The sequence below is a fragment of the Kitasatospora sp. NPDC093550 genome, from assembly GCF_044764985.1.
Taxonomy (GTDB): Bacteria; Actinomycetota; Actinomycetes; order Streptomycetales; family Streptomycetaceae; genus Kitasatospora.
The window spans coordinates 278218-297730 of the sequence record NZ_JBIWJF010000011.1 but is presented as its reverse complement, the minus strand read 5'-3'; the positions used below and the strand labels follow the sequence as shown (position 1 = coordinate 297730).

The following is a 19513-nucleotide window of genomic DNA, read 5'->3' as shown; positions in this document are numbered from 1 at the left end:
CCACCCGCCGACCCGTCTTACCCGTCCCACCGACCACCAGCACGACACCGGCATCCGTCGCCAGATCCACCACACCAGCCATCACGATCACCCTCGCTCGGAGTAGAAACCAGTCGGATCGGTCGGACGAGCCCGGGGTCAGCGGCCCCTTCGCGTCCGTCCTCGTGTCCACCAGTCAATGCCACTCCGAGCCGGCGAACCATAGCCTCCGCACTCAGCTCCATGCGCGAGCGTCTACGCCCCGGGGAGAGCCCCCGAGGCCCCCTCGCGCTGCCCTGTCCGACCCCGGAGATCCGGGGCCGCGCCTCCTCCGTCCACCACCAGAACACACCCAAGCCGCCACGAACCACCCGTCTTGACCCGTCTTCCAGCGCCCCTTGAGCACCCGGCGGCGGGAGGCGGGCGCCGCGCCGAAACGGTGTGGCGGCGACCGGGCGCGGGCGCTATGCTCCCCGACGATGACCACTCACGCTGCTCTCAGATTGGGGGTCCCGTCCGCGAAGAGTGAGTGCTGATGCTCACTTCCGCCGCGAACGGGAACGACTCCCGCCTCTCCTTCTGGCGGCGCGTACGCGAGTACGCCGTGCCGCCCTCCATGATCGAAGCCGCCACCGCCCGCCGTCTGGCCGGGGACTGGGCCGGGGCCTGCGCGGCCGCCAACGTCGAGGTCGACTTCCGCCTCGGGGACGTCGCGCGCACCCACGGCCGGGAGCTCGCGGACCGCCTGCGCGCCGATCTCCGACGCCTGGCACCGGACTTGCTGCGCTGGCACCTGCCGCGGACCGCGCCCGACGGGCTGCTGCGCCCCGGGCTCACCATGCCCCTGGCCCGCTACCCGGGCGAGCGGCCGGTGTCCCTGGTGGTCCGCACGCCGCCCGCGTGGGCGGAGTACGGCCAGCGGATCGCCCTGGCGCTCTGGGCCGGGAACCGGCCCGGGGACGGCCCCCGGATCACCCACCGGTACGGGAACAGGTACGGGGACGAGCGCGGCGACGGCCGCTCGCCGCACCCGCATCCGCACCCGAGCCGCCGGTTCCGCTACGACCTGCACCGGCACCTCTGGGACGCCGGGCGCAGCGGGGAACTGGCCGACCGGGCCGGCGGGCACGCGCCGAACGGCGTGTCCGACGGGGACTTCGGCGACGCGCTCCGGCTCCGCGCCGTCGACCGGTGGGCTGCGGAGGCCGCGCTGCTGCTGCGGGCCGACGGGCACCCCGACGGGCCGGTCACCGTACGGCTCGAAGGTCGGCATCGTCTGGTCCTCGGTCCGGACGGATGCCCGGCCGACGCCTCCTGCGACGCCTCGGCGCTGCCCCTGCTGCCCGACGCCGCGACCTGGGTGCCGCCCGACCTGGATCTGCTGCGCAACGGCGCGATCGAGCCGGAGCGCCTGCACCCGCTGGTGGCCGCCGCGTTGGCACCCGGCCACCCGCGCCGGACGGACCGGCCGGACACGACCGGGGCCGAGCGACTGGTGGACTGCCGAGGGGCCTGGCACCGGATCGGCCTGGTCGACGGGGCGCTCGCCCCGCTCGACCACGACCCGGCCGAGCTGCGCCGCGAGGAGCTGCTCTCCGCGTTCTCGGGCACGCCGCTGCCCTGCCTCCAGGCGGTCGACCGGGCACACCGCGGTCCGCACCAACTGGACGGCATCCGCGAGCGGTTGGTGCACGGCGACGCCACCGGGGCGCTGGCCGTGGTCGAGGACCTGCTCGGCCCGGAGGCGGTGCTGCGCGACGGTCCGCTGCGGGACGCGTTCCTGGCGGCCGCGCAACGGCGGATCGCCTACGGCCGCTACCGGGCGGGCCTGACCACCGAGGGGCCCTGCGCGTTCCCGTTCCGCCTCGGCCCGCCCGAGCACCGGCGGCAGACGTTCCGACGCCCGAGCACGGCCCGCCCGCGCCACGCCACCTTCCGCTGACGCCTGCCCGACCGGCCTTTCTCACCTTCCCTTCACTCCTGACCACTTGAGGTGATCACGCATGCCCACAGCCATGACCGGACCCACGCACTCGCCCGAAGCCGGCCGCTCCGAGCTCGCCCGACTGGACGTCGCCCGCCACCTGCTCGACCTGCTCGGCGACACCACCACCGAACCCCGCGCCGACACCCAGCTGGAGGCCCTCACCCTGGCCGTCGCCGCCGACCTGCCCGTCCTGCTCTGGGGCGAGCCCGGCATCGGCAAGACCGCCGCGCTCAACCAGCTCGCCGAGGCGCTGGACCTGCCGCTGACCACGGTGATCGCCAGTGTCCACGAGCCCTCGGACTTCTCCGGGCTGCCGATCGTCGGCGACGACCCGGCGCAGCAGGGCGTCCCGATGGCCCCGCCGGACTGGGCGGTCCGGCTGGTACGGGCCGGGCGCGGGCTGCTGTTCCTGGACGAGCTGTCCACGGCGCCGCCCGCCGTCCAGGCCGCCCTGCTCCGGCTGGTCCTGGAGCGCCGCATCGGCACCCTCCGCCTGCCGCCCGACGTACGGATCGTGGCCGCCGCCAACCCGCGCGCCTCGGCGGCCGACGGCTGGGAGCTGAGCCCGCCGCTGGCCAACCGCTTCGTCCATCTGCAGTGGGTGCACGACCACGAAGTGGTGGTGCGCGGCCTCGGCGGTGTCTGGCCGGTGGCTTCGCTGCCCCGGCTGGACCAGCGGGCGCTGCCGGAGGCCGTCGCGTTCGCCCGGCGCGCGGTGTGCGGGCTGCTGACCGCCCGCCCCGACCTGGTGCACCGGCTGCCCACCACCGAGACCCGGCGCGGCGGCGCCTGGCCGTCCCCGCGCAGCTGGGACATGACGCTGCGGCTGGTGGCCTTCGCGACCGCCGCCGGCTCCGCGCGGGAGGTGCTGTCGCTGCTGGTGCGCGGCACCGTGGGGGACGGCCCGGGGCTGGAGCTGATGGCGAGCATGGACCGGATGGACCTGCCCGATCCGGAGGACCTGCTCGCCGACCCGGCGGGCGCGGAGCTCCCCGAACGCGGGGACCTGCGCCAGGCGGTGCTGGACGGCGTGGTCGCGGCGGTGCGCCGGCGCCCGGACCGTCAGCGCTGGGACGCGGCCTGGGCGCTGCTGGCCCGGGCGCTGGAGGACGGCGCCCCGGACCTGCTGGTCGTCCCGGCCACCACGCTGGCCTCGCTGCGCCGGCAGGACTGGGACGTCCCCGAGTCGATCGAACGGCTCGCCCCGGCCCTGGCGCTCTCCCGCCGCGCCGAGCGCGCGGCCGCCCGGGTCACGGAGAAGGCGGGCCGATGAGCACCACCCCGACCCCGAAGCCCCCCACCCCGACGCCCCCCACTCCGAAGCCCGCCGCCCCGAGGCCTGCTGTCCCGAAGCCCGCCGCCCCGAGGCCGCCCCTCCGGCGTCCTGCCCTCCAGGAGGACCGGAAGCTGGACGTCGAGAAGCTCTACGCCGCCCGGCTGCAGGCCGCGCGGGCCCGGCCGTACCTGGCGACCGCCCTGTTCGCGCTCCACCTGGTGGAGTCCCGGGAGGTGCCGACCATGTCCGTGGACCGCTACTGGCGCTGCTACGCCTCGCCGGTCTTCGTCGACCACACGCCGGTGGAGGACCTCGCCGGGGTCTGGGTGCACGAGGTCTCGCACCTGCTGCGCGACCACCACGGGCGCAGCGCCCGGATCGCCCGCGAACTCGGCCTGGAGGGCCCGCTCGCGCAGTGGCGGACCAACGTCGCCGCCGACTGCGAGATCAACGACGACGCGTTCGGCGACGGGCTGCCCCGCCCGGCCGGGGCCCTCCTGCCCGGTCGGCTGCAGCTGCCGGAGGGCCTGCTGATGGAGGAGTACCTGCGGGACTACCGGATCCAGGCGTACGACCTGAACGCGGCTTGGCTGGACTGCGGCAGCGGGGCGGACGGCACGGACCGCCCTTGGGAGCTGGGCCCCGACGGCGCCCGCGGCCTGAGCGCGCAGGAGCGCGACGCCGTCCGCTTCCGGGTCGCCGAGGGGATCCGGGGCCGCCCCGGCAGCGCCCCGGCGCGCTGGCAGCGCTGGGCCGAGGAGGCGTTCCACCCTCCCCAGCCGTGGCGGCAGTTGCTGGGCTCGGCGGTGCGCTCGGCGGTCTCCGGACCGGGTGCGGGCGAGGACTACAGCTACGGTCGTCCGGCCCGCCGCTCAGCCGGGGTGCCGGGCGCGCTGCTGCCGAGCCTGCGGCGGCGGCCGCCCCGGGTCTCGGTGATCATCGACACCTCCGCCTCGGTCTCGGACGACGAGCTGGGCAGCGCGCTGCTGGAGGTCGCGGCGATCGCCCGCGCGGTCGGCGGTCACCGGGACCAGGTCCGGGTGGTCCCCTGCGACGCGGCCGCCCCGGCCGTCCACTCGCTCTGCGCGACCGCCGGCATCCCGCTGCTCGGCGGCGGCGGCACGGACCTGCGCACCGGCTTCCGGGCCGCCCTGCGGTCCGCGCCCCGGCCGGACGTCATCGTGGTCCTGACCGACGGCCAGACCCCGTGGCCGTCCGCCGCCCCGCCGTGCCGTACGGTCGTCGGTCTCTTCCCGCGCCCGGCCGAGTACGACGAGGACGATCCGGACTACTGCCCGGACACCCCGCCGGAGTGGGCCCGGGTGGTCACCATCGGGTGACCGCACCCCGCACGCGGCCAGGGCGCGGCGGGGCCGGGGTCCGACGGAGGTCAGGGCACGACGGGGGCCAGGGCCCGACGGAGGAGGGCGCGGCGGGGATCAGGGCCCGACGTCCGCCGCGGCGGCGGAGCCGGGCGACGCGGGCGAGGCCGACGAGCCCTCGGCGCCGGACGGTCGGCTCGGCTGACCCGCAGGGTCTCCCGCCCCTGCCACCGGGGCGATCACCCGGGCTCACCTGCCGTCGCTCGCGCGGCCGCGCCGACGCCAACGCCAACGCCGGCGGCGGGTCCGGAAGCAGGCGCGTCGACGGGCTCGTGGGGGCTGAAGGTGCGGCGGTAGGCGGCCGGGGAGACGCCGAAGGCCGTCCGCATGTGCGAGCGCAGCGAGTTGCCGGAGCCCAAGCCGGCCCGGTGGGCGACCAGGTCGATCGGCAGGTCGGTGGTCTCCAGCAACTGCTTGGCCATTTCCAGGCGTTGCGCGGTGAGCCACTGCACCGGGGTCATGCCGGCCTCGTCGCGGAAGCGCCGGGTGAAGGAGCGCAGGCTCATCCGGGCGTGCTCGGCGAGCCGGGCGAGGGTCAGCGGCTCGCCGAGGTGTTCCAGGGCCCAGGCGCGGGTGGCGGTGGTGCTGGCGGCCGTGGGCTCGGGGACGGGGCGGTCGATGAACTGGGCCTGCCCGCCGTCGCGCCAGGGCGGCACGACGCACATGCGGGCGGCCCGGTTGGCGACCGCGGCGCCGTGGTCGCGGCGGATCATGTGCAGGCACAGGTCGACGCCTGCGGCCACCCCGGCGGAGGTGAGCACGTCGCCGTCGTCGACGAACAGGACCTCCTCGTCGACCTTGACCGCCGGGTAGGCCCGGCGGAACTCCGGGGCCAGGTTCCAGTGCGTGGTGGCCGGCCGGCCGTCGAGCAGCCCGGCCGCGGCGAGCACATAGGAACCCGAGCAGATGGACACCAGGCGGGTGCCGGACCGGATGCCCGCGATGGCGGCGCCGACCTCGCGGGGCAGCGGTCCGCCGTGGCCCAGCTCGGGCATGGCGTGGGTGGGCGGGATGATCACGGTGTCCGCCGAGGCCAGCGCCTCGGGACCGGCGGCCGGCTGCACGGTGAAGCCGGCGTCGCTGAGGACGGGGGCGCCGTCGGCGGTGCAGACGACGACCTCGTAGAGCGGGCGGCCCTCGGTGTCCAGTGCGCTGCCGAAGACCCGGGAGGGGATCCCGAGCTCGAAGGGCGGGACGCCGGGCAGCGCCAGCACGGCGATCAGGTGCCGCCGGGGACGCCCGCCCGCCCCGCCCGGCGTCCGCTTCACCCGCGTCTTCACCCGTGTCTTCGGAGCCGTCCGCGTCTGCGCCATTCCCATGGCCAGATCCTGTCACATAGTGGCCGGACGGCCAACACCGCGACGGACCGGGATGCCGGATCGTGGACTGCGCCGCCGGGGGCCCCGGCGGCGCACGGAACCGAAACGGAACGAAGGACGAGGTCGGACGGCATGCGAGCGGTGGTCGTGGAGCAGTGGGGCGGACCCGAGAACCTGGTCGAGCGCGAGGTCGACCGCCCCGAGCCGGGACTGAACGAGGTCCTGGTGCGGGTGCACGCCGCCGGTGTGAACCCGGTGGACTGGAAGACCAGGGCCAGCGGCGCCCTGATCGAGTGGGGCGAGGCACCGACGGTCGGCTGGGACGTCTCCGGCACGGTCGAGGCCGTCGGGCCGGGCGTGGGGGTGTTCCGGCCGGGCGACGAGGTCTACGGGATGCCGCTGTTCCCGCGCCAGGCGGGCGGCTACGCCGAGTACGTGGTGGCACCGGCCCGCCACTTCGCCCCCAAGCCGGCGGCCCTGACCCACGTCGAGGCCGCGGCGCTGCCGCTGGCCGCGCTGACCGCCTGGCAGGCCCTGGTGGACACCGCGGACGTCCGCCCCGGGGAGCGGGTGCTGGTGCACGCGGCGGCCGGCGGGGTCGGCCACTTCGCGGTGCAGATCGCCAAGGCCCGCGGCGCGTACGTCATCGGCACCGCCAGCGCCGGCAAGCACGACCTGGTCCGCGAGCTCGGCGCCGACGAGGTGATCGACTACCGGGCCGTCCGCTTCGAGGACGCCGTCGCCGACGTCGACGTCGTGCTGGACGGGCTCGGCGGCGAGACGGCGGAGCGCTCGCTGAAGGTGCTCCGCCCCGGCGGCCGGCTGATCACCCTGCCCGGGCCGGGCGACGTGCCCACCGCCCCGGAGGACGTGCGGACCCTGTGGGTCCTGGTCGAGCCCGACCACCTGGGCCTGCGCGAGATCGCCGCCCTGGTCGAGCGCGGCGCCCTGAAGCCCGTGGTCGAGACCGTCCTGCCGCTGTCGCAGGCCGCCGAGGCGCACGAACTGGGCGAGCAGGGCCGCACCACCGGCAAGATCGTCCTCACGGTCGCCTGACCCGGGGGCTCCGGAGGCGGGCGGACGGGCCCGCCTGCCGACGGTCGTTCCCGCGCAGGCACGGTCGTTCCCGCGCAGGTGCGGTCGTTCCCGCGCAGGTGCGGTCGTTCCCGCGCAGGTGCGGTCGTTCCCGCGCCGGCACGGTCGTCCCGGCGCCGTGACGGTTGGTCAGTCCTCCCACCGCCCGCTCCCCCCAGCCCGGCGCCGCCGGAGGATCCGACGATTACCCGGGCCGCGCCACCGCCCCTACGGTCGGGGGGTCACCCGCGGGTCGCTGTCACCTGGCCGGGCCGGTTGCGGGAGGCGGGCGCCCGAACCGGCTCCGTGGGGGCGTGCACCGTGTCGGTGTCGGGGAACTTCCGTAGGGCGAGGCGACTGACGGGCGGCCGGGTGCTGCTGTGGTCACTGCTCGGTCGGCTGCCCAACGCGATGAGTCCGATCGGCACGTTGCTGCTGGTCAGCCACAACACCGGTAGCGTGTGGGCCGGTTCGCTGGTCGCCGGGGCGCTGGCGGGTGGCCAGGCGATCGGCGGGCCGGTCGTCGGGCGGCTCGCCGACCGGCGCGGGCAGCGGACGGTGGGACTGGTCGCAGCCCTGGTCAACGCGGCGGCCCTGGTCGCCCTGGTCGCCGCGTCCGAGGGCGGGCTCGCGCTGGGCTGGCAGGTCGCCTCGGCCGCGCTGACCGGGCTGTCGGTCCCACTGGTCGGCCCGCTGTCCCGCAGCCGGTGGGTCCGACTGGCCGAGGGCGAGGGCGAGTTGACCGCCGCGGTGCTGGCGCTGGACGGGATCGTCGACGAGGTCTCCTTCACCGCCGGCCCGGCCCTCGTCGGTGTGCTGGCCGGTGCCGCCTCCCCCGCCGCGGGCCTGCTCACCGCGGCCGTGCTGTCCGGGGTCTGCGCCACCCTCTTCGCCCTGCATCCCACGGCCGTTCCGGGCGTCCCGGCGCCCGACCACCCCCGGACCCGCTCCGCCGAGCGCCTGCTGAGCCCGCCGTACGTCCTGCTGCTGGCCGGGATGGCCCTGTTGGGCGCCTGCTTCGGCTCGGTCCAGGTCGGCGTCACCGCCACCACCGAGGCACTGGGCCGACCGGGCACCGCCGGGCTGCTGTACGGCTTCATGGGATGCACCAGCGCCCTGGCGGGCGTCGCCACCGCCTCGCTGCCCGTCCGCTGGGGTCTGCCGCCGCGGCTGCGGACGAGCGCGGCGCTGCTCTTCGCCGCGTCCTGCCTGCTGTCCTTCGCGGGCGGCAGCGTCGTCACGCTCGCCGCGGCCGTCGGCCTCCTCGGGGTCTTCGTCGCACCGCAGTTCCTCACGATGTTCGGCCTGGTGGAGCGCACCGTGCCCGCCGCCCGCCTCGGCGAGGCGATGGCCGCACTGGTCAGCGCGCTGATCCTGGCCCAGTCGGCGGGCACCTTCCTCGCCGGATGGGCGGCCGACCACTTCACCCCGGGCGCCCCTTTCGCCGTCACGGCCGCCGCCGCGGCGGCCGCCGCCCTCACCGCCTGCACCGCGACCGAGCACCGCTACCGCCGCCGGTCCACCCCGCCGGCTTCGACCCAACCCGAGGCAGCCGCACCCGAGGCAGCCGCACCGGAGGCGACCGCGCTCGGGGCGGCTGAGCCCGAAACGGCCGACCACGGTAGCCGCTGACCGACCGGGTCGCCGCGGCTCTCACAGCAGGGCCACCCCCACCGCGGCGGCCGCCGCGGTGATGATCAGGACCAGCACGTTGACCGGCACGTCCCAGGCCAGGGAGCCGTGTTCGGCGCCGCGGTCCGCGGTGAAGACGGACGGGTCCGCGGGCAGGTAGTGGATGGTGACCTCGCGGCCGTACGAGCGGGCCGGGTCCGGCAGCCCCGATGTGCAGTGGGCGGTGACGGCCCTGCCCTCGTGGGTGGTGAAGGCCACGACCGGTGTGATGGTGGTGAAGGTACCGCCCTCCGCGTCCGTGCCGACGTCCTTCAGGACCGCGACGACCCGGCCCCGGACGGCGGCCATGGAGGCGAGCTCCTCGCGGCGGCGGCGCACGTCGCGGATGTTCCCTGGCAGCTGACCGGCGGTCAGGACGGCCAACGGCCCGCCCGCGCCGATCAGCGCCCACGGCCAGCCCCAGTCGATCGCGGCGAGGGCCACCAGCCCGAGGCAGACCAGGAAGGCCGCGGCGTTCGGCCGGCCGAGCCCCCGGCCGCCGCCCTCGCCCGGGTCGCCGGTGAACCGGAGGGCGTGCGGCCTGCCGCGCGGGTAGTGGATCCCGATCTCCCGGTCCGTCCACGCGGCGGTGATCATCTCGCCGCAGTCGCCGTCGTTCGTCACGGTCACCGCCTGCCCGGTGGACGGGTCCCGGTAGGACACGACCACCCATATCCCGCCGTGCCGGGAGCCGCCGTGCCGGGGCGTCCGCACCTGCTCGATCCGGCCCCGGACCCGGACCGTCCGCTGGGCCCCGGTCACCCCGGCCAGCGACCGCCCGTAGCCGATCAGCGCCAGCGCGCCGAACACCGCGCACCACAGCGTCAGATACCCGTGCCAGCCCATGCGCTCTCCTCCTCCTGCTGACTGACGGACCGTCACCTCTGCGCATCCGAACGGGCCGCAGGGTCAGTGCGCCGGGCTTCGCCGCACCACGGTGCCCCGCTCGTCCGCCTCCAGCGAGGCCGCCGCGCCCCCGGGGCCGGTCACGGTGATCCTGATGACCAGGGCTCCGGTGAGGCGGTCGGCGGTGAGCTGCCAGGACCGCGGCGCGTCGACCCCCAGGGTGGCGCCGGCCTCCCGGACCAGCGCGGGAACGGCCTCGAAGGGCAGCGACCTCGGGTCGAACTGCGGGACCCCGACACCGGTGGGCGCGAAGGCGACCGACAGCGCCTGGTCCTGAGCGGTGAGGGTGAGCGCCCGGGGCGCGTCCCGGCCCTGGGTGACCGAGTCGACGGCCCAGCGCATCTCCCCGACCTCGAGCATCGACTGGCCCGGGCCGAGCGTGACCGTGCCGGACCCCGCCGTGAGGACGGTGGACGACACGGCGGACGAGGTGGTGGAGACGGACGGCTGCGCGGAGTCCGGCCCGGGGCCGCCCCCGCCGAACAGGTCGGCGCGGAACAGCAGCACCACGGCGGCCGCGCCGAGCAGCAGGCCGAGGAGCCCGACGACGCCGACGGCACCACCCTCCGGAGGATCCCCCGGCACGGCCGGCCCGGGCGCCGAATCGATGCGGGCCCCGGCCGCCCGCTCCTCCCACTCCGGCGTCGGCCGCTTCACGATCCGCACCCGCCCCGGCCGGTCCGGCGGGTACCGGACCACCAGGACGCCGCCCGGCCGGTAGTCGGGGAGTTCGGCGACATGCACGTCCGCGGTGATCCCGACCCGGTACGCGGGGGCGTCCTGCGGTGCGACGGTGAGGTCGAACCGCACCGGCACGTCGGTCACTTCGACCTCGGCGGCCTCCAGTCCCTCGATCAGCGCGAGGGCCGTACGCGGCGGGGCAGCCGCCTCCCGGACCCGCCGCGGCGCACCGGCGAGCAGGTACAGCAGCCCGTAGGCCACGGGCAGACCGGTGCCCGCGACGATCAGCGGAACCCGCTCGATGACGATGCCCACGACGAACGCGGCCGACGACGCCCCGATCACACCGCCCGTCAGGAACCCCCGGGCGACGACCAGAGCCAGGACCATCGGAGCTCTCCGCGCGGGCGGTGCGCCCGTGGTGACTGTCATACCGGGGATTGTGCCGGTACCGACGGACGGACGACAGACCCACGGGCAACCGCGGCCGCCCCGCAGCGGAGGCGGCCGTCCCGCGATCAGTCCTGGCCCACCTTCGCCAGGGCGTCGACGATCAGCTGGGTGGCGAAGGTGTGGTCGTCCCTGCCGGACAGCCGGTTGATGTGCTCGGCGAGCAGGACGGTGACGGCCTCCAGCGGGTTCATCTCGGCCGCCGTCCACGGCCCGTACTGGGCGCGCCACAGGTTGGGGCTCAGCCCGGTGCCGGCCGCGGTGAGCAGGCCGGCCATGGTGGGGATGACCTCGGGGCGGAAGGTCCTGGGCATCATCCGCATCGTCGCCACCAGCGTCGGCACGGTGTACTCGATGATGTCCTCGTCGTGGTTCTCCAGACTCCCGCGCAGCCAGTTCATGAACATGTAGATGAGCGTGCAGGTGCCGTCGAGGAGCTCGTCGAGCCCGTCGGCGCCGAAGGACGCCGCGAACTGACTGATCATCCGCTGCTGTTCGGCGTCCGTCCCGGACTTGCCGTCGTAGACGGCCTTGAGCCGCGAGTCGATCACCATGAGGGCGGCGCTCACATCGCCGACGGGGGCAAATCGGGGGTCGCAGGGCGATGACATGGGACTCCTTCTGGTACGGCTACAGCACGTAGCAAGGTGCGTTCGCAGGGTAGTGCCTCCGGCGGCCGCCGGTCAGGCGAATCCCGATGAACCGAGGGCCTGGTGCTGCGACCCGCGGGGCGGCCCGCCGACCGGTCGGGGGGATTCACAACCGATCGGTTGAATAACCCCGGGGGCAGGCGTAGCGTTGTCCTCAACCAATCGGTTGAGGATGAACAGGGGTGCGTGGTGGCCGTCGACCAGTTGTCCCGGGCGTTCGTGGCCCTGGCGGATCCCACGCGACGGGACATCGTCGCGCGGCTGTCGGTGCGGGACGCGACCGTCGGCGAGCTGGCCGAGTCCTATGCGATGTCCATGCAGGCCGTCTCCAAGCACCTGAAGGTGCTGGAGGAAGCCGGGCTGGTGAGTCGCAGCCGGGACGGGCAGCGGCGGCCGTGCCACCTGGAACCGCAGGTGTTCGACTTGATGACGAACTGGATCGAGCGGTACCGCCGGCGGGCCGAGGAGCGGTTCAGCCGCCTGGACGCCCTCCTCGCCGACCTGGCCGAGACCGAGACCAACGCCGGCACCGAGGTCGACGCCGAGGCCGAGACCGAAGCCCGGGCCGAGGACGCGACGACGCGTCCGCCCGGCCCGGCCCGGCGCACCCACCACCACGAGGACCGACCCGAGCACACCGAAGGAGACCCGTCATGACCTCCACCAGCAACCACGAGACCCGGATCGAAGCGGACCCGCAGCTGCCCACCATCCGGATCGTCCGCGAGTTCGACGCCCCGCAGGAGCGGGTGTTCCGGGCCTGGATCGAGCCCGAGCTGGTCGCCCGGTGGCTCGGCCCGAAGGACCTCGACATGAAGATCGACGCCTGGGAGCCGCGGACGGGCGGGCGCTACCGCTACTCGATGCACCGCGAGGGCCAGGAGGTCGCCGCCTTCTACGGGTCCTTCCACGAGGTCCGGCCGGCCACCCGGCTCGTCCAGACCTTCACGTACGAGGGCGTGCCGGACGGCGTCTCGCTGGACACCGCGACCTTCGAACCCGCCGGGGAGGGCCGCACCCGCGTCACCGTGCTGTCGGTGGTGGACAGCCTGGCGGCCCGGGATGCCATCCTGGCCAGCGGCATGGAGCACGGCGTGGTCGAGGGCTACCGGAAGCTCGACGACCTGCTCGCCGCCGGCTGAGCCCACCGGCTCCGCACCCCTCAGGGCAGCACGGCCACGGCCTCCACCTCCACCAGCTGCTCGTCGTACCCGAGCACCGAGACGCCGAGCAGCGTGCTGGGCGCGTCGTGCTCCCCCATGTAGGCGCGGTAGACGTTCCACACCTTCACCAGGTCGGCCTGGTCGCCGGAGGCCACGTACACGGTCGTCCGGGCGACGTCGGCGATCCCGGCGCCCGACTCCTCCAGCACCGCGATCAGGTTGCGCATCACCTGGTGGGCCTGGCCCTCGTAGTCGCCGACGGCGACCGTCCGGCCCTCCTGGTCGAGCGGACAGGCCCCGGCCAGCCACAGCGAGCGGGCCGGGGCGTCCACCACCGCGCCGTAGGCGTAGTCGACGGCGGGTGTCAACCGCGTGCTGCGGACCAGCTTGACGGCACTGCCCATGAAGTCCTCCGATGGTCCCACCCGAACGTTCGCGCCCATCGTTGGCCTCCCCCGAACGACCGTCAAACCATTTACGGGTGAACTCCGCGCAGTTCCAAGGCCGGTGCGCCCACGATTCACCGGTGCGGGTGATGGCGGCCGCCCCCGCCGGACCGGAATCCTGGTGCCCGTCCGCACCGTTCACCCGCGACCGCCGCCCGGGAGCCACCCATGCACGACCGACCGTCCGACCAGCACCAGGAGCACGGCCGGGAGCACGACCGGGCTGCCGGCGCTGCGGCTCCCGGTGCCGGGGCCCCCGGTGCCGAGGCCCCCGGTGTCGGGCGACGCCGCGTGCTCGGCCTCGCCCTCGGAGCGGGCCTCGTCCCGGCGCTCGCCCCGGCGGCGCTCGCGACACCCTCCGCCGACCGCACCGGCACCCGCCCGCACCCGCTCACCGACGACCCCGAGCCCCCGAGCGTCGCCCTCGGCCGCCGGGTCGCCGCCGTCGCCACGGCGCAGCTCGGCGTGCCGTACGCCTGGGGCGGCGGCGACCGCCTCGGGCCGAGCCTCGGGTTCTGCGACGAGGAGAACGGCTACCTCGACGGCGTGTGCCTGGGCGAGACGACGGTGGGCTTCGACTGCAGCGGCCTGTCGCTCTACTGCTGGTACCTGGCCAGCCGCGGCACGGTCGAGCTGGGGCACTACACCGTCGCCCAGTTCAACCGCAGCGCCCCGGTGGACCGCGACCGGCTCGCGCCCGGCGACCTGCTGTTCTTCTCCCGCCCGAACGCGCCGCTCCACCACGTCGGGATCCACGTCGGCGACGGCGCCATGATCCACGCCGAGCGCACCGGGACGCTGGTCGCCCGCGTGGAGCACGTGCTCGACGTCCCGCGCTGGGCGGGCGAGTTCGCCGGCGCCCGCCGCCCCGCGCCGCCCACCGCCTGATCACCGAGCTCGTCGCGCGGGTCCGCCCGGGGCACTACAGGCCGCCGTGCGGCGCGCCCAGCCCCGCGTGGACCCGCCGCAGCAGCGACTGCAGCACCCGCCGCTCCCCCGCGTCCAGCGGGGCGAGCACCTCGTCCTGCACCACCCGTGCCTGCGCGTCGAGTTCGGCGAGCAGCGCACGGCCGGCGGCGGTGATCGAGACCGAGACCCGCCGCCGGTCGGCCTGGTCCCTGGCGCGCTCGACGTACCCGGCGGCGGCGAGCTGGTCGGCGACCTTGGCCAGGTCGCTCGGGTCGATGCCCAGTCGACGCCCCAGGTCGCGCTGGGCCTGCGGGCCGAGGTCGGCGAGCGAGGCGAGCACCGCCATGTCCCAGAGCCGCAGGCCACGTTCGGCCAGCCGCTCGGCGAGCCGGCCACGGGCCGTCTTGCCGACCCGGGAGAGCAGGTAGGTGCTCAGGTCCAGCAGGGTCGGGGGCAGTTCGAGCGGAGTCTCGGAGGTCATGGCGCCATTCTAGGGTCCATCCCTATAGTGGGTATCGACCCACTAATTGCTTCGGTGATGCCGTCGACGGCCCGCCGACCTCGCCCCCAGGAGTTCGCCCGTGGACGCCCTGTACCCCCGCCTGCTCGTCACCCGCTTCGCCGAGTGCTTCGCCTTCTACCGGGCGATACTCCCGCCGCTCACCGGCGCCGCCCTGGTCAAGGGCGCACCGGAGGGCCCGTACGCCAACTGGGACGTCGCCGACCAGGCCCTCCTGGTGCTCTTCGCCCGCTCCGCGATGGCCGCCACCCTCGGCACCACCGGGCTGCCCGCCCGCCCCACCGCCCCCGCACAGGACCCCGCGATGCTGGTCCTCCGGGTCGACGACGTGGACGCCGCCCCCGACCTCTGCCTGCGCCACGGCGGCACCCCGGCCGCCCCCGCCACCGACCGCCCGGACTGGGGCCCGGACCTCCGCACCGCCCATCTGCGCGACCCGGACGGCCACCTGATCGAGCTGCAGTCCTACTGACCCCCGTGGTGAAAGCGCCGACGGGCCGGACGAGGTGCCTTCCAGGTCCGGCCCGCCCCCTTCGTCCCTCCAGGTTGAGCTGATACCGCAGGGTCGTGTGCGTCGCCACGGCCCGGACGGCAGGGAGAACGGAGTCGGCGCATCAGCTGCGCGGCAAGGGGTCACCCGAGGCTGCTGCGGCCGTGGTCACAGTCCGCGCCGACGGGGCAGGGTCGCGCCGGGCCGGGCCGTCAACGCTGGAACACCTGAAGCTCCCGCACCGCGTCGTTGAAGTTCGCCCCGAGGTACCCGGCCGGCAGGTCCGTGGTCTTCTCCACGTCGAGGGTCGACCAGAGGTGGACGGCGTTGCAGCCGTGGTAGCCCTTCATCGAGGACACGCTGAGCGCCACGTCGATGTAGTTCACCAGGTGGTAGCCGGCGGCGTCGCAGCCGCCCGCGTCCCCGAAGAAGGAGTAGATGACGCCGCCGCCGAAGTTCGCGTCCTTGTACTCCTCCAGCAGCAGCGTCCGGTCGGCCGGCTGTTGCGCCGTGCGGGGGCGGCCGTCCGCCTTGGCCAGGGCGTCCGCCCGGGAGTCCGACGAGCAGGCCCGGCCGAGCAGTGGTGAGGCCGTGTCCGCGCCCGGAACGTGCCCGACCACGGCGGCGCAGTACTGGACGTCCGGTACGGGCAACGGGCGGAGCCGGACGGCGTCGGCCGGGGCTGCGACGACGGCGCCCGCGAGAGCGAGACAGCCCGCGAGGGCGGGGGCGAAGAGTCCGCGCGGAACACGCATGGGTACCTCCGGTACGGGTGGGGACATCGGCGGCCGGGGACTCGACCGCCGCGCCCATTCGACGGTCGACCGCCGCACCGGCACCGTCGACACACCGCGCAACCCCACTAGTCGTACGTATGCCATTCGTACGCCGCACGACCGCCGCCCGCCCGCCCGCCGCCGCGGTCACCCCTCGGCGCCGTCCTCCTCCCACAGCTCGGCGCTGCACGCGGCGACCAGCGCGCCGATCCGCGCCCACGCCTCCTCGGCCGGCATCGGCTCCAGGCGGCGGCCGTCCCTCAGCCGCAGGGCGACCCGGTCGTCCACGGCTTCCTTGGCCCCGATCACCGCCTGGTACGGCACCAGCCGGGCTTCCCGGATCCGGGCGCCCAGACTGCCGTGCTCGGGCCCGGCGACCTCGGCGCGCAGTCCGAGGTCGAGGCAGCGCTGCCGGAGCCGTTCGGCCTGCGGCAGTTCGGCGTCGGAGATCGGCAGCAGCACGACCTGGGCCGGTGCGAGCCAGGCCGGGAACGCGCCGCCGTTCAGCTCGATCAGGTGGGCCACCACGCGCTCGACGCTGCCGATCACGCTGCGGTGGACCATCACCGGGCGGTGCTTGGCGCCGTCCGGGCCGATGTAGTGCAGGTTGAACCGCTCGGGCTGGTGGAAGTCGATCTGGACGGTGGAGAGGGTGAACTCGCGCCCGGCGCCGTCGGCGATCTGCACGTCGATCTTGGGTCCGTAGAAGGCGGCCTCGCCCTCCGCCGCCTCGAACGGCACCCCGGAGCGCTCCAGGACGTCGGTGAGCAGCGCGGTGGCCCGCTGCCAGAGCGCCGGATCCGCCACGTACTTGCCACCCGGACCGGGCAGCGAGAGGCGGTAGCGGACCGGCACGACGCCGAGCGCGCGGTGCGCCTCGCGGATCAGCTCCAGGGCGGCGACAGCCTCGTCGGCGGCCTGCTCGGGGGTGCAGAACACGTGCGCGTCGTTCAGCTGGATCGCCCGGACCCTGGTCAGCCCGCCCAGCACCCCGGACAGCTCGGAGCGGTACATCCCGCCCAACTCAGCCATGCGGAGCGGGAGTTCCCGGTAGCTGTGGGAGCGTGAGCGGAAGATCAGCGCGTGGTGCGGACAGAGGCTGGGCCGCAGCACCACCTCCTCCGAGCCCAGTTCCATGGGCGGGAACATGTCCTCGCGGTAGTGCGCCCAGTGGCCGGAGATCTCGTACAGCTCGCGTTTGCCGAGCACCGGCGAGTAGACGTGGCGGTAGCCGGCCCGGCGCTCGCGGCCGCGGATGAACTCCTCCAGGGTGTGCCGGATCGCGGCGCCGTCGGGCAGCCAGTACGGCAGGCCGGAACCCATCAGCGGATCGGTGTCGAAGAGGTCGAGCTCGCGGCCGAGCCTGCGGTGGTCGTGAGCGGGGTGGTCGTGCGCGGCGCGGTCGTTCACGGGCTCGTTGTTCACGGGCTCGTTGTTCACGGGCTCGTTGTTCACGGGCTGGTCGTTCATGCGGGGGTCTCCACTCTGGGACCGCGGGCGAGTGGAGCCGGAGACGACGAAGCCCCGGGGCACTCGCCCCGGGGCTTCGGACTAGGTCAGCAGTCAGCGCGCCGGGACTCTCTCCGGCGTCGTCGTGACGAGTGCAGCGCGCTTCATGTGATCAACCGTAGCAGGTCGTCGGCCGGGCCCCAGATCCTTTTCGGATCGAGGCTCAGCGCAGGACGACGCACCCCCGGGCACCCAGGGCCTCCAACGCCCCGGCCGACAGCCGCACGTCGTTCCACCGCAGGTCCAGCTTCTCCAGCGCCGGCAGCGCGGGCGCCACCGGCCGAGCGCGCGAGGCGTCCGGTTCCGTCAGCCAGCGCGGCAGTTCGGTGATCCGGTTGCCGCGCAGGTCGAGCCGGCGCAACCGCGGGAGCCCGGCGAGCGCCGCCGGGATCTCGGTGAGGGCGTTGTCCCTGAGCTCCAACTCGCGCAGCTCGGTGAGTCCGGCCACCGAGTCCGGGAGGGTGGTCAACTCATTACCCTGGAGCCACAGTTCGCGCAGCGCACCGAGCTTCCCGAGCTCCTCGGGCAGCGTGGCGAGCCGGTTGTGCTGCGCCCGGAGCTCGACCAGGGAGGCCATCTCGCCGATGGTGGCGGGGAGTTCGGTGAGCCGGTTCTCGCCGACGTTGAGGTAGCGCAGCGCGGTCAGCCGGCCGAGGCTGTCCGGGAGGGCGGTCAGTGCGTTGTCGTGCAGGTAGAGGAAGTCGCCGAGCCCGGTGAGATCGCCGAGCTCCGCGGGCACCTCGGTGAGCCCGTTGTGCCCGAGGTCGAGGGTGCGCAGCGCGGTCAACCGCCCGACGGCCGGGGAGAGTTCGGAGATCCCGGTGTCGGCGAGGATGAGCACCGTCAGGTCGGTGCGCTCCCACACCTCGTCGGGCACCCGGCCGAGCTGCCGCTTCCAGAGGTTGAGCGTCGTGTCCGTCACGCCGGCCATTCTCCGCTACCGGCGGAGGCCTGCGCCGGACGCCCCCGCCCCGGCGGGGCCGGTGAGGCACCCCGTCGGGGCGGCGACGCGGCCGGGCCCCGGCCGGCGGTGTCACCGGGTGCCGCAGAAGGCCTGCTCCAGGAAGCCGTACCCGGCCACCGCCTGCGCCTGGAGCTGCGTCTCGTCGCCGCGGGGGGTGACGGACAGGGCGACCTGCCGCTCCCCCGAGTTCCACAGCTGCGTGTTGTAGCCGGCCACCCCGCCGTCGTGCCCGTAGACCACCCCGCAGGACAGCTGCCACCGGGCCAGTCCCAGCCCGTAGCTCAGGCCCGTGGGCTGGCCGTTGACCTCGATCGGAATCGTCGTGGTCATCTCCTTCATGAGCTGGGGCGGGAGCAGCCGGCCGCCGGTCAGGGCCTGCTCGAAGCGGTTCAGGTCACTCAGGGTGGAGACGAGTTCGCCCGCCGCGTTCGCCCAGGAGACGCTCGCCACGGTCACGTCCCGGTCGCTGCGGTCCGCCGGGCCGGGGCCTTCGACGAGGGTGAGGTAGCCGTGCGCGTGCGGGCCGCGGATGTCGGTGGCCGTCCCCGGGAAGTAGGTCCCGCTCAGGCCGAGCGGGCGCAGCAGGCGCGCGGTGATCTCCTGGGCGTAGCCGTGCCCGGTGACCCGCTCGATGATCATGCCGAGCAGGGTGTAGTTGACGTTGGAGTAGCCCCACGAGGTGCCCGGCGGGAAGGCGGGCGCGTGGGCCACCGAGGCGGCGACCACCTGCGCCGGGGTGATCGTCCGGGTCAGCCCGCCCTGGTCCAGCCAGTTCCGGACCGCCGCCGGGTCGGTGGGGTCGGGGAAGAGCCCGCCCTTCTCGTTGGTCGGGTCCCAGAGGCCGGAGCTGTGGTTGAGCAACTGGCGCACGGTGATGTGTGCGCCGCCGGGGACCGTGCCCGGCAGGTATCGCTCGACCGGGTCGTCCAGGCCGATCCGGCCCTCCCCCACCAGCTGGAGCACGGTCGTGGCGGTGAACACCTTGGTGATGCTGCCGGCCCGGAACCGCCCGTCGGTGCGGACCGGCGCTCCGGTGGCCAGGTCCGCCACGCCCGATCCGCCGCGCCAGGCCCCGTGCCGGTCCCTGACCTCGGCGATCGCGGCGACCGCGCCCGCCCCGGTGACCGCGCGCAGCGCCGCCGCCCGGCGGCCGCCGGTCTGCCGCTCGCCACCGCCCTGTGGCCCGCCGGCCTGCTCCCCGTCGGCGTGCTGCGCTCCCGCCTGCTGCGCGCCGGCCCGCTGCGCGCCGGGGGGGCCGGGGGGGGCCCCCCGGGGGGCCCGGGCGGCGGGCCCCCCCCGCCCCCGGGCCCCCCCACCCCCCCCGGCCCCCCGCCCCCCCCCCCCCCCCCCCCCGCGCCCCC

At 75.1% G+C, this 19513-nt stretch carries 18 protein-coding genes and 1 pseudogene; 9 read left to right on the top strand and 10 right to left on the bottom strand.

From position 1 onward, the window contains the following. Positions 1-514: 514 nt before the first annotated feature. From ACIRD3_RS20195 to ACIRD3_RS20185, 3 genes are all read left to right on the top strand, one after another. Positions 515-1921, top strand: a complete 1407-nt coding sequence (locus tag ACIRD3_RS20195; protein WP_402218270.1) for a hypothetical protein — start codon at positions 515-517, stop codon at positions 1919-1921. A gap of 73 nt (positions 1922-1994) precedes the next feature. Further along, positions 1995-3239, top strand: coding sequence for an AAA family ATPase (locus ACIRD3_RS20190; RefSeq protein WP_402218292.1), 1245 nt, complete (start codon positions 1995-1997; stop codon positions 3237-3239). Beyond that, the gene (locus ACIRD3_RS20185; RefSeq protein WP_402218268.1) at positions 3236-4582 is read left to right on the top strand and encodes a VWA-like domain-containing protein; all 1347 of its coding nucleotides are present in this window, start codon (positions 3236-3238) and stop codon (positions 4580-4582) included. The genes ACIRD3_RS20190 and ACIRD3_RS20185 overlap by 4 nt, the downstream gene beginning before the upstream one ends. Positions 4583-4803: 221 nt before the next feature. On the opposite strand, the gene ACIRD3_RS20180 is transcribed toward ACIRD3_RS20185, so the two are convergent. Beyond that, the gene (locus ACIRD3_RS20180) at positions 4804-5892 is read right to left on the bottom strand and encodes a GlxA family transcriptional regulator (protein WP_402218267.1); all 1089 of its coding nucleotides are present in this window, start codon (positions 5890-5892) and stop codon (positions 4804-4806) included. Positions 5893-6075: 183 nt separating this feature from the next. On the opposite strand from ACIRD3_RS20180, the gene ACIRD3_RS20175 reads away from it, so the two are divergent. Both ACIRD3_RS20175 and ACIRD3_RS20170 read left to right on the top strand, forming a co-directional pair. Then, positions 6076-6999, top strand: coding sequence for an NADP-dependent oxidoreductase (locus ACIRD3_RS20175; RefSeq protein WP_402218264.1), 924 nt, complete (start codon positions 6076-6078; stop codon positions 6997-6999). 390 nt (positions 7000-7389) lie between these two features. Beyond that, the gene (locus tag ACIRD3_RS20170) at positions 7390-8649 is read left to right on the top strand and encodes an MFS transporter (RefSeq protein WP_402218262.1); all 1260 of its coding nucleotides are present in this window, start codon (positions 7390-7392) and stop codon (positions 8647-8649) included. Positions 8650-8670: 21 nt separating this feature from the next. Here the strand turns inward: ACIRD3_RS20170 and ACIRD3_RS20165 are convergent, their stop codons facing one another. From ACIRD3_RS20165 to ACIRD3_RS20155, 3 genes are all read right to left on the bottom strand, one after another. After that, positions 8671-9534, bottom strand: a complete 864-nt coding sequence (locus ACIRD3_RS20165; RefSeq protein WP_402218260.1) for a DUF3592 domain-containing protein — start codon at positions 9532-9534, stop codon at positions 8671-8673. Between the two features lie 63 nt (positions 9535-9597). Beyond that, complete coding sequence (locus tag ACIRD3_RS20160) at positions 9598-10707, bottom strand: hypothetical protein (protein WP_402218258.1); 1110 nt, start codon at positions 10705-10707, stop codon at positions 9598-9600. A gap of 86 nt (positions 10708-10793) precedes the next feature. After that, positions 10794-11336, bottom strand: a complete 543-nt coding sequence (locus tag ACIRD3_RS20155; RefSeq protein ID WP_402218256.1) for a hypothetical protein — start codon at positions 11334-11336, stop codon at positions 10794-10796. Between the two features lie 225 nt (positions 11337-11561). Between ACIRD3_RS20155 and ACIRD3_RS20150 the strand changes: the two genes are divergently transcribed. Together ACIRD3_RS20150 and ACIRD3_RS20145 are read left to right on the top strand one after the other, a co-directional pair. Continuing rightward, the gene (locus tag ACIRD3_RS20150; protein WP_402218253.1) at positions 11562-12032 is read left to right on the top strand and encodes an ArsR/SmtB family transcription factor; all 471 of its coding nucleotides are present in this window, start codon (positions 11562-11564) and stop codon (positions 12030-12032) included. Then, positions 12029-12517, top strand: a complete 489-nt coding sequence (locus ACIRD3_RS20145) for an SRPBCC family protein (RefSeq protein WP_402218251.1) — start codon at positions 12029-12031, stop codon at positions 12515-12517. The genes ACIRD3_RS20150 and ACIRD3_RS20145 overlap by 4 nt, the downstream gene beginning before the upstream one ends. 20 nt (positions 12518-12537) lie before the next feature. Here ACIRD3_RS20145 and ACIRD3_RS20140 read toward each other — a convergent pair whose 3' ends face one another. Then, the gene (locus ACIRD3_RS20140; RefSeq protein ID WP_402218248.1) at positions 12538-12981 is read right to left on the bottom strand and encodes a RidA family protein; all 444 of its coding nucleotides are present in this window, start codon (positions 12979-12981) and stop codon (positions 12538-12540) included. A 171-nt stretch (positions 12982-13152) separates the two neighbouring features. On the opposite strand from ACIRD3_RS20140, the gene ACIRD3_RS20135 reads away from it, so the two are divergent. Next, entirely contained in the window at positions 13153-13872 is a 720-nt protein-coding gene (locus ACIRD3_RS20135) for a C40 family peptidase (RefSeq protein WP_402218246.1), read from the top strand. A gap of 34 nt (positions 13873-13906) precedes the next feature. Here the strand turns inward: ACIRD3_RS20135 and ACIRD3_RS20130 are convergent, their stop codons facing one another. After that, complete coding sequence (locus ACIRD3_RS20130) at positions 13907-14374, bottom strand: MarR family winged helix-turn-helix transcriptional regulator (RefSeq protein WP_402218244.1); 468 nt, start codon at positions 14372-14374, stop codon at positions 13907-13909. Between the two features lie 100 nt (positions 14375-14474). Here ACIRD3_RS20130 and ACIRD3_RS20125 point away from each other — a divergent pair, with 100 nt between their 5' ends. Further along, positions 14475-14885, top strand: a complete 411-nt coding sequence (locus tag ACIRD3_RS20125; RefSeq protein WP_402218241.1) for a VOC family protein — start codon at positions 14475-14477, stop codon at positions 14883-14885. A 230-nt stretch (positions 14886-15115) separates the two neighbouring features. On the opposite strand, the gene ACIRD3_RS20120 is transcribed toward ACIRD3_RS20125, so the two are convergent. From ACIRD3_RS20120 to ACIRD3_RS20105, 4 genes and pseudogenes are all read right to left on the bottom strand, one after another. Continuing rightward, complete coding sequence (locus tag ACIRD3_RS20120) at positions 15116-15658, bottom strand: hypothetical protein (protein ID WP_402218239.1); 543 nt, start codon at positions 15656-15658, stop codon at positions 15116-15118. A 168-nt stretch (positions 15659-15826) separates the two neighbouring features. After that, positions 15827-17149 (bottom strand): threonine--tRNA ligase, encoded by a 1323-nt coding sequence (gene thrS / locus ACIRD3_RS20115; protein ID WP_402218236.1) that lies wholly within the window; start codon positions 17147-17149, stop codon positions 15827-15829. A gap of 202 nt (positions 17150-17351) precedes the next feature. Continuing rightward, on the bottom strand, positions 17352-18119 hold the full coding sequence (locus ACIRD3_RS20110; protein ID WP_402218234.1) for a leucine-rich repeat domain-containing protein: 768 nt from the start codon (positions 18117-18119) through the stop codon (positions 17352-17354). A gap of 102 nt (positions 18120-18221) precedes the next feature. Then, positions 18222-19513 (bottom strand): annotated as a pseudogene (locus ACIRD3_RS20105) (serine hydrolase domain-containing protein); the annotation flags it as partial.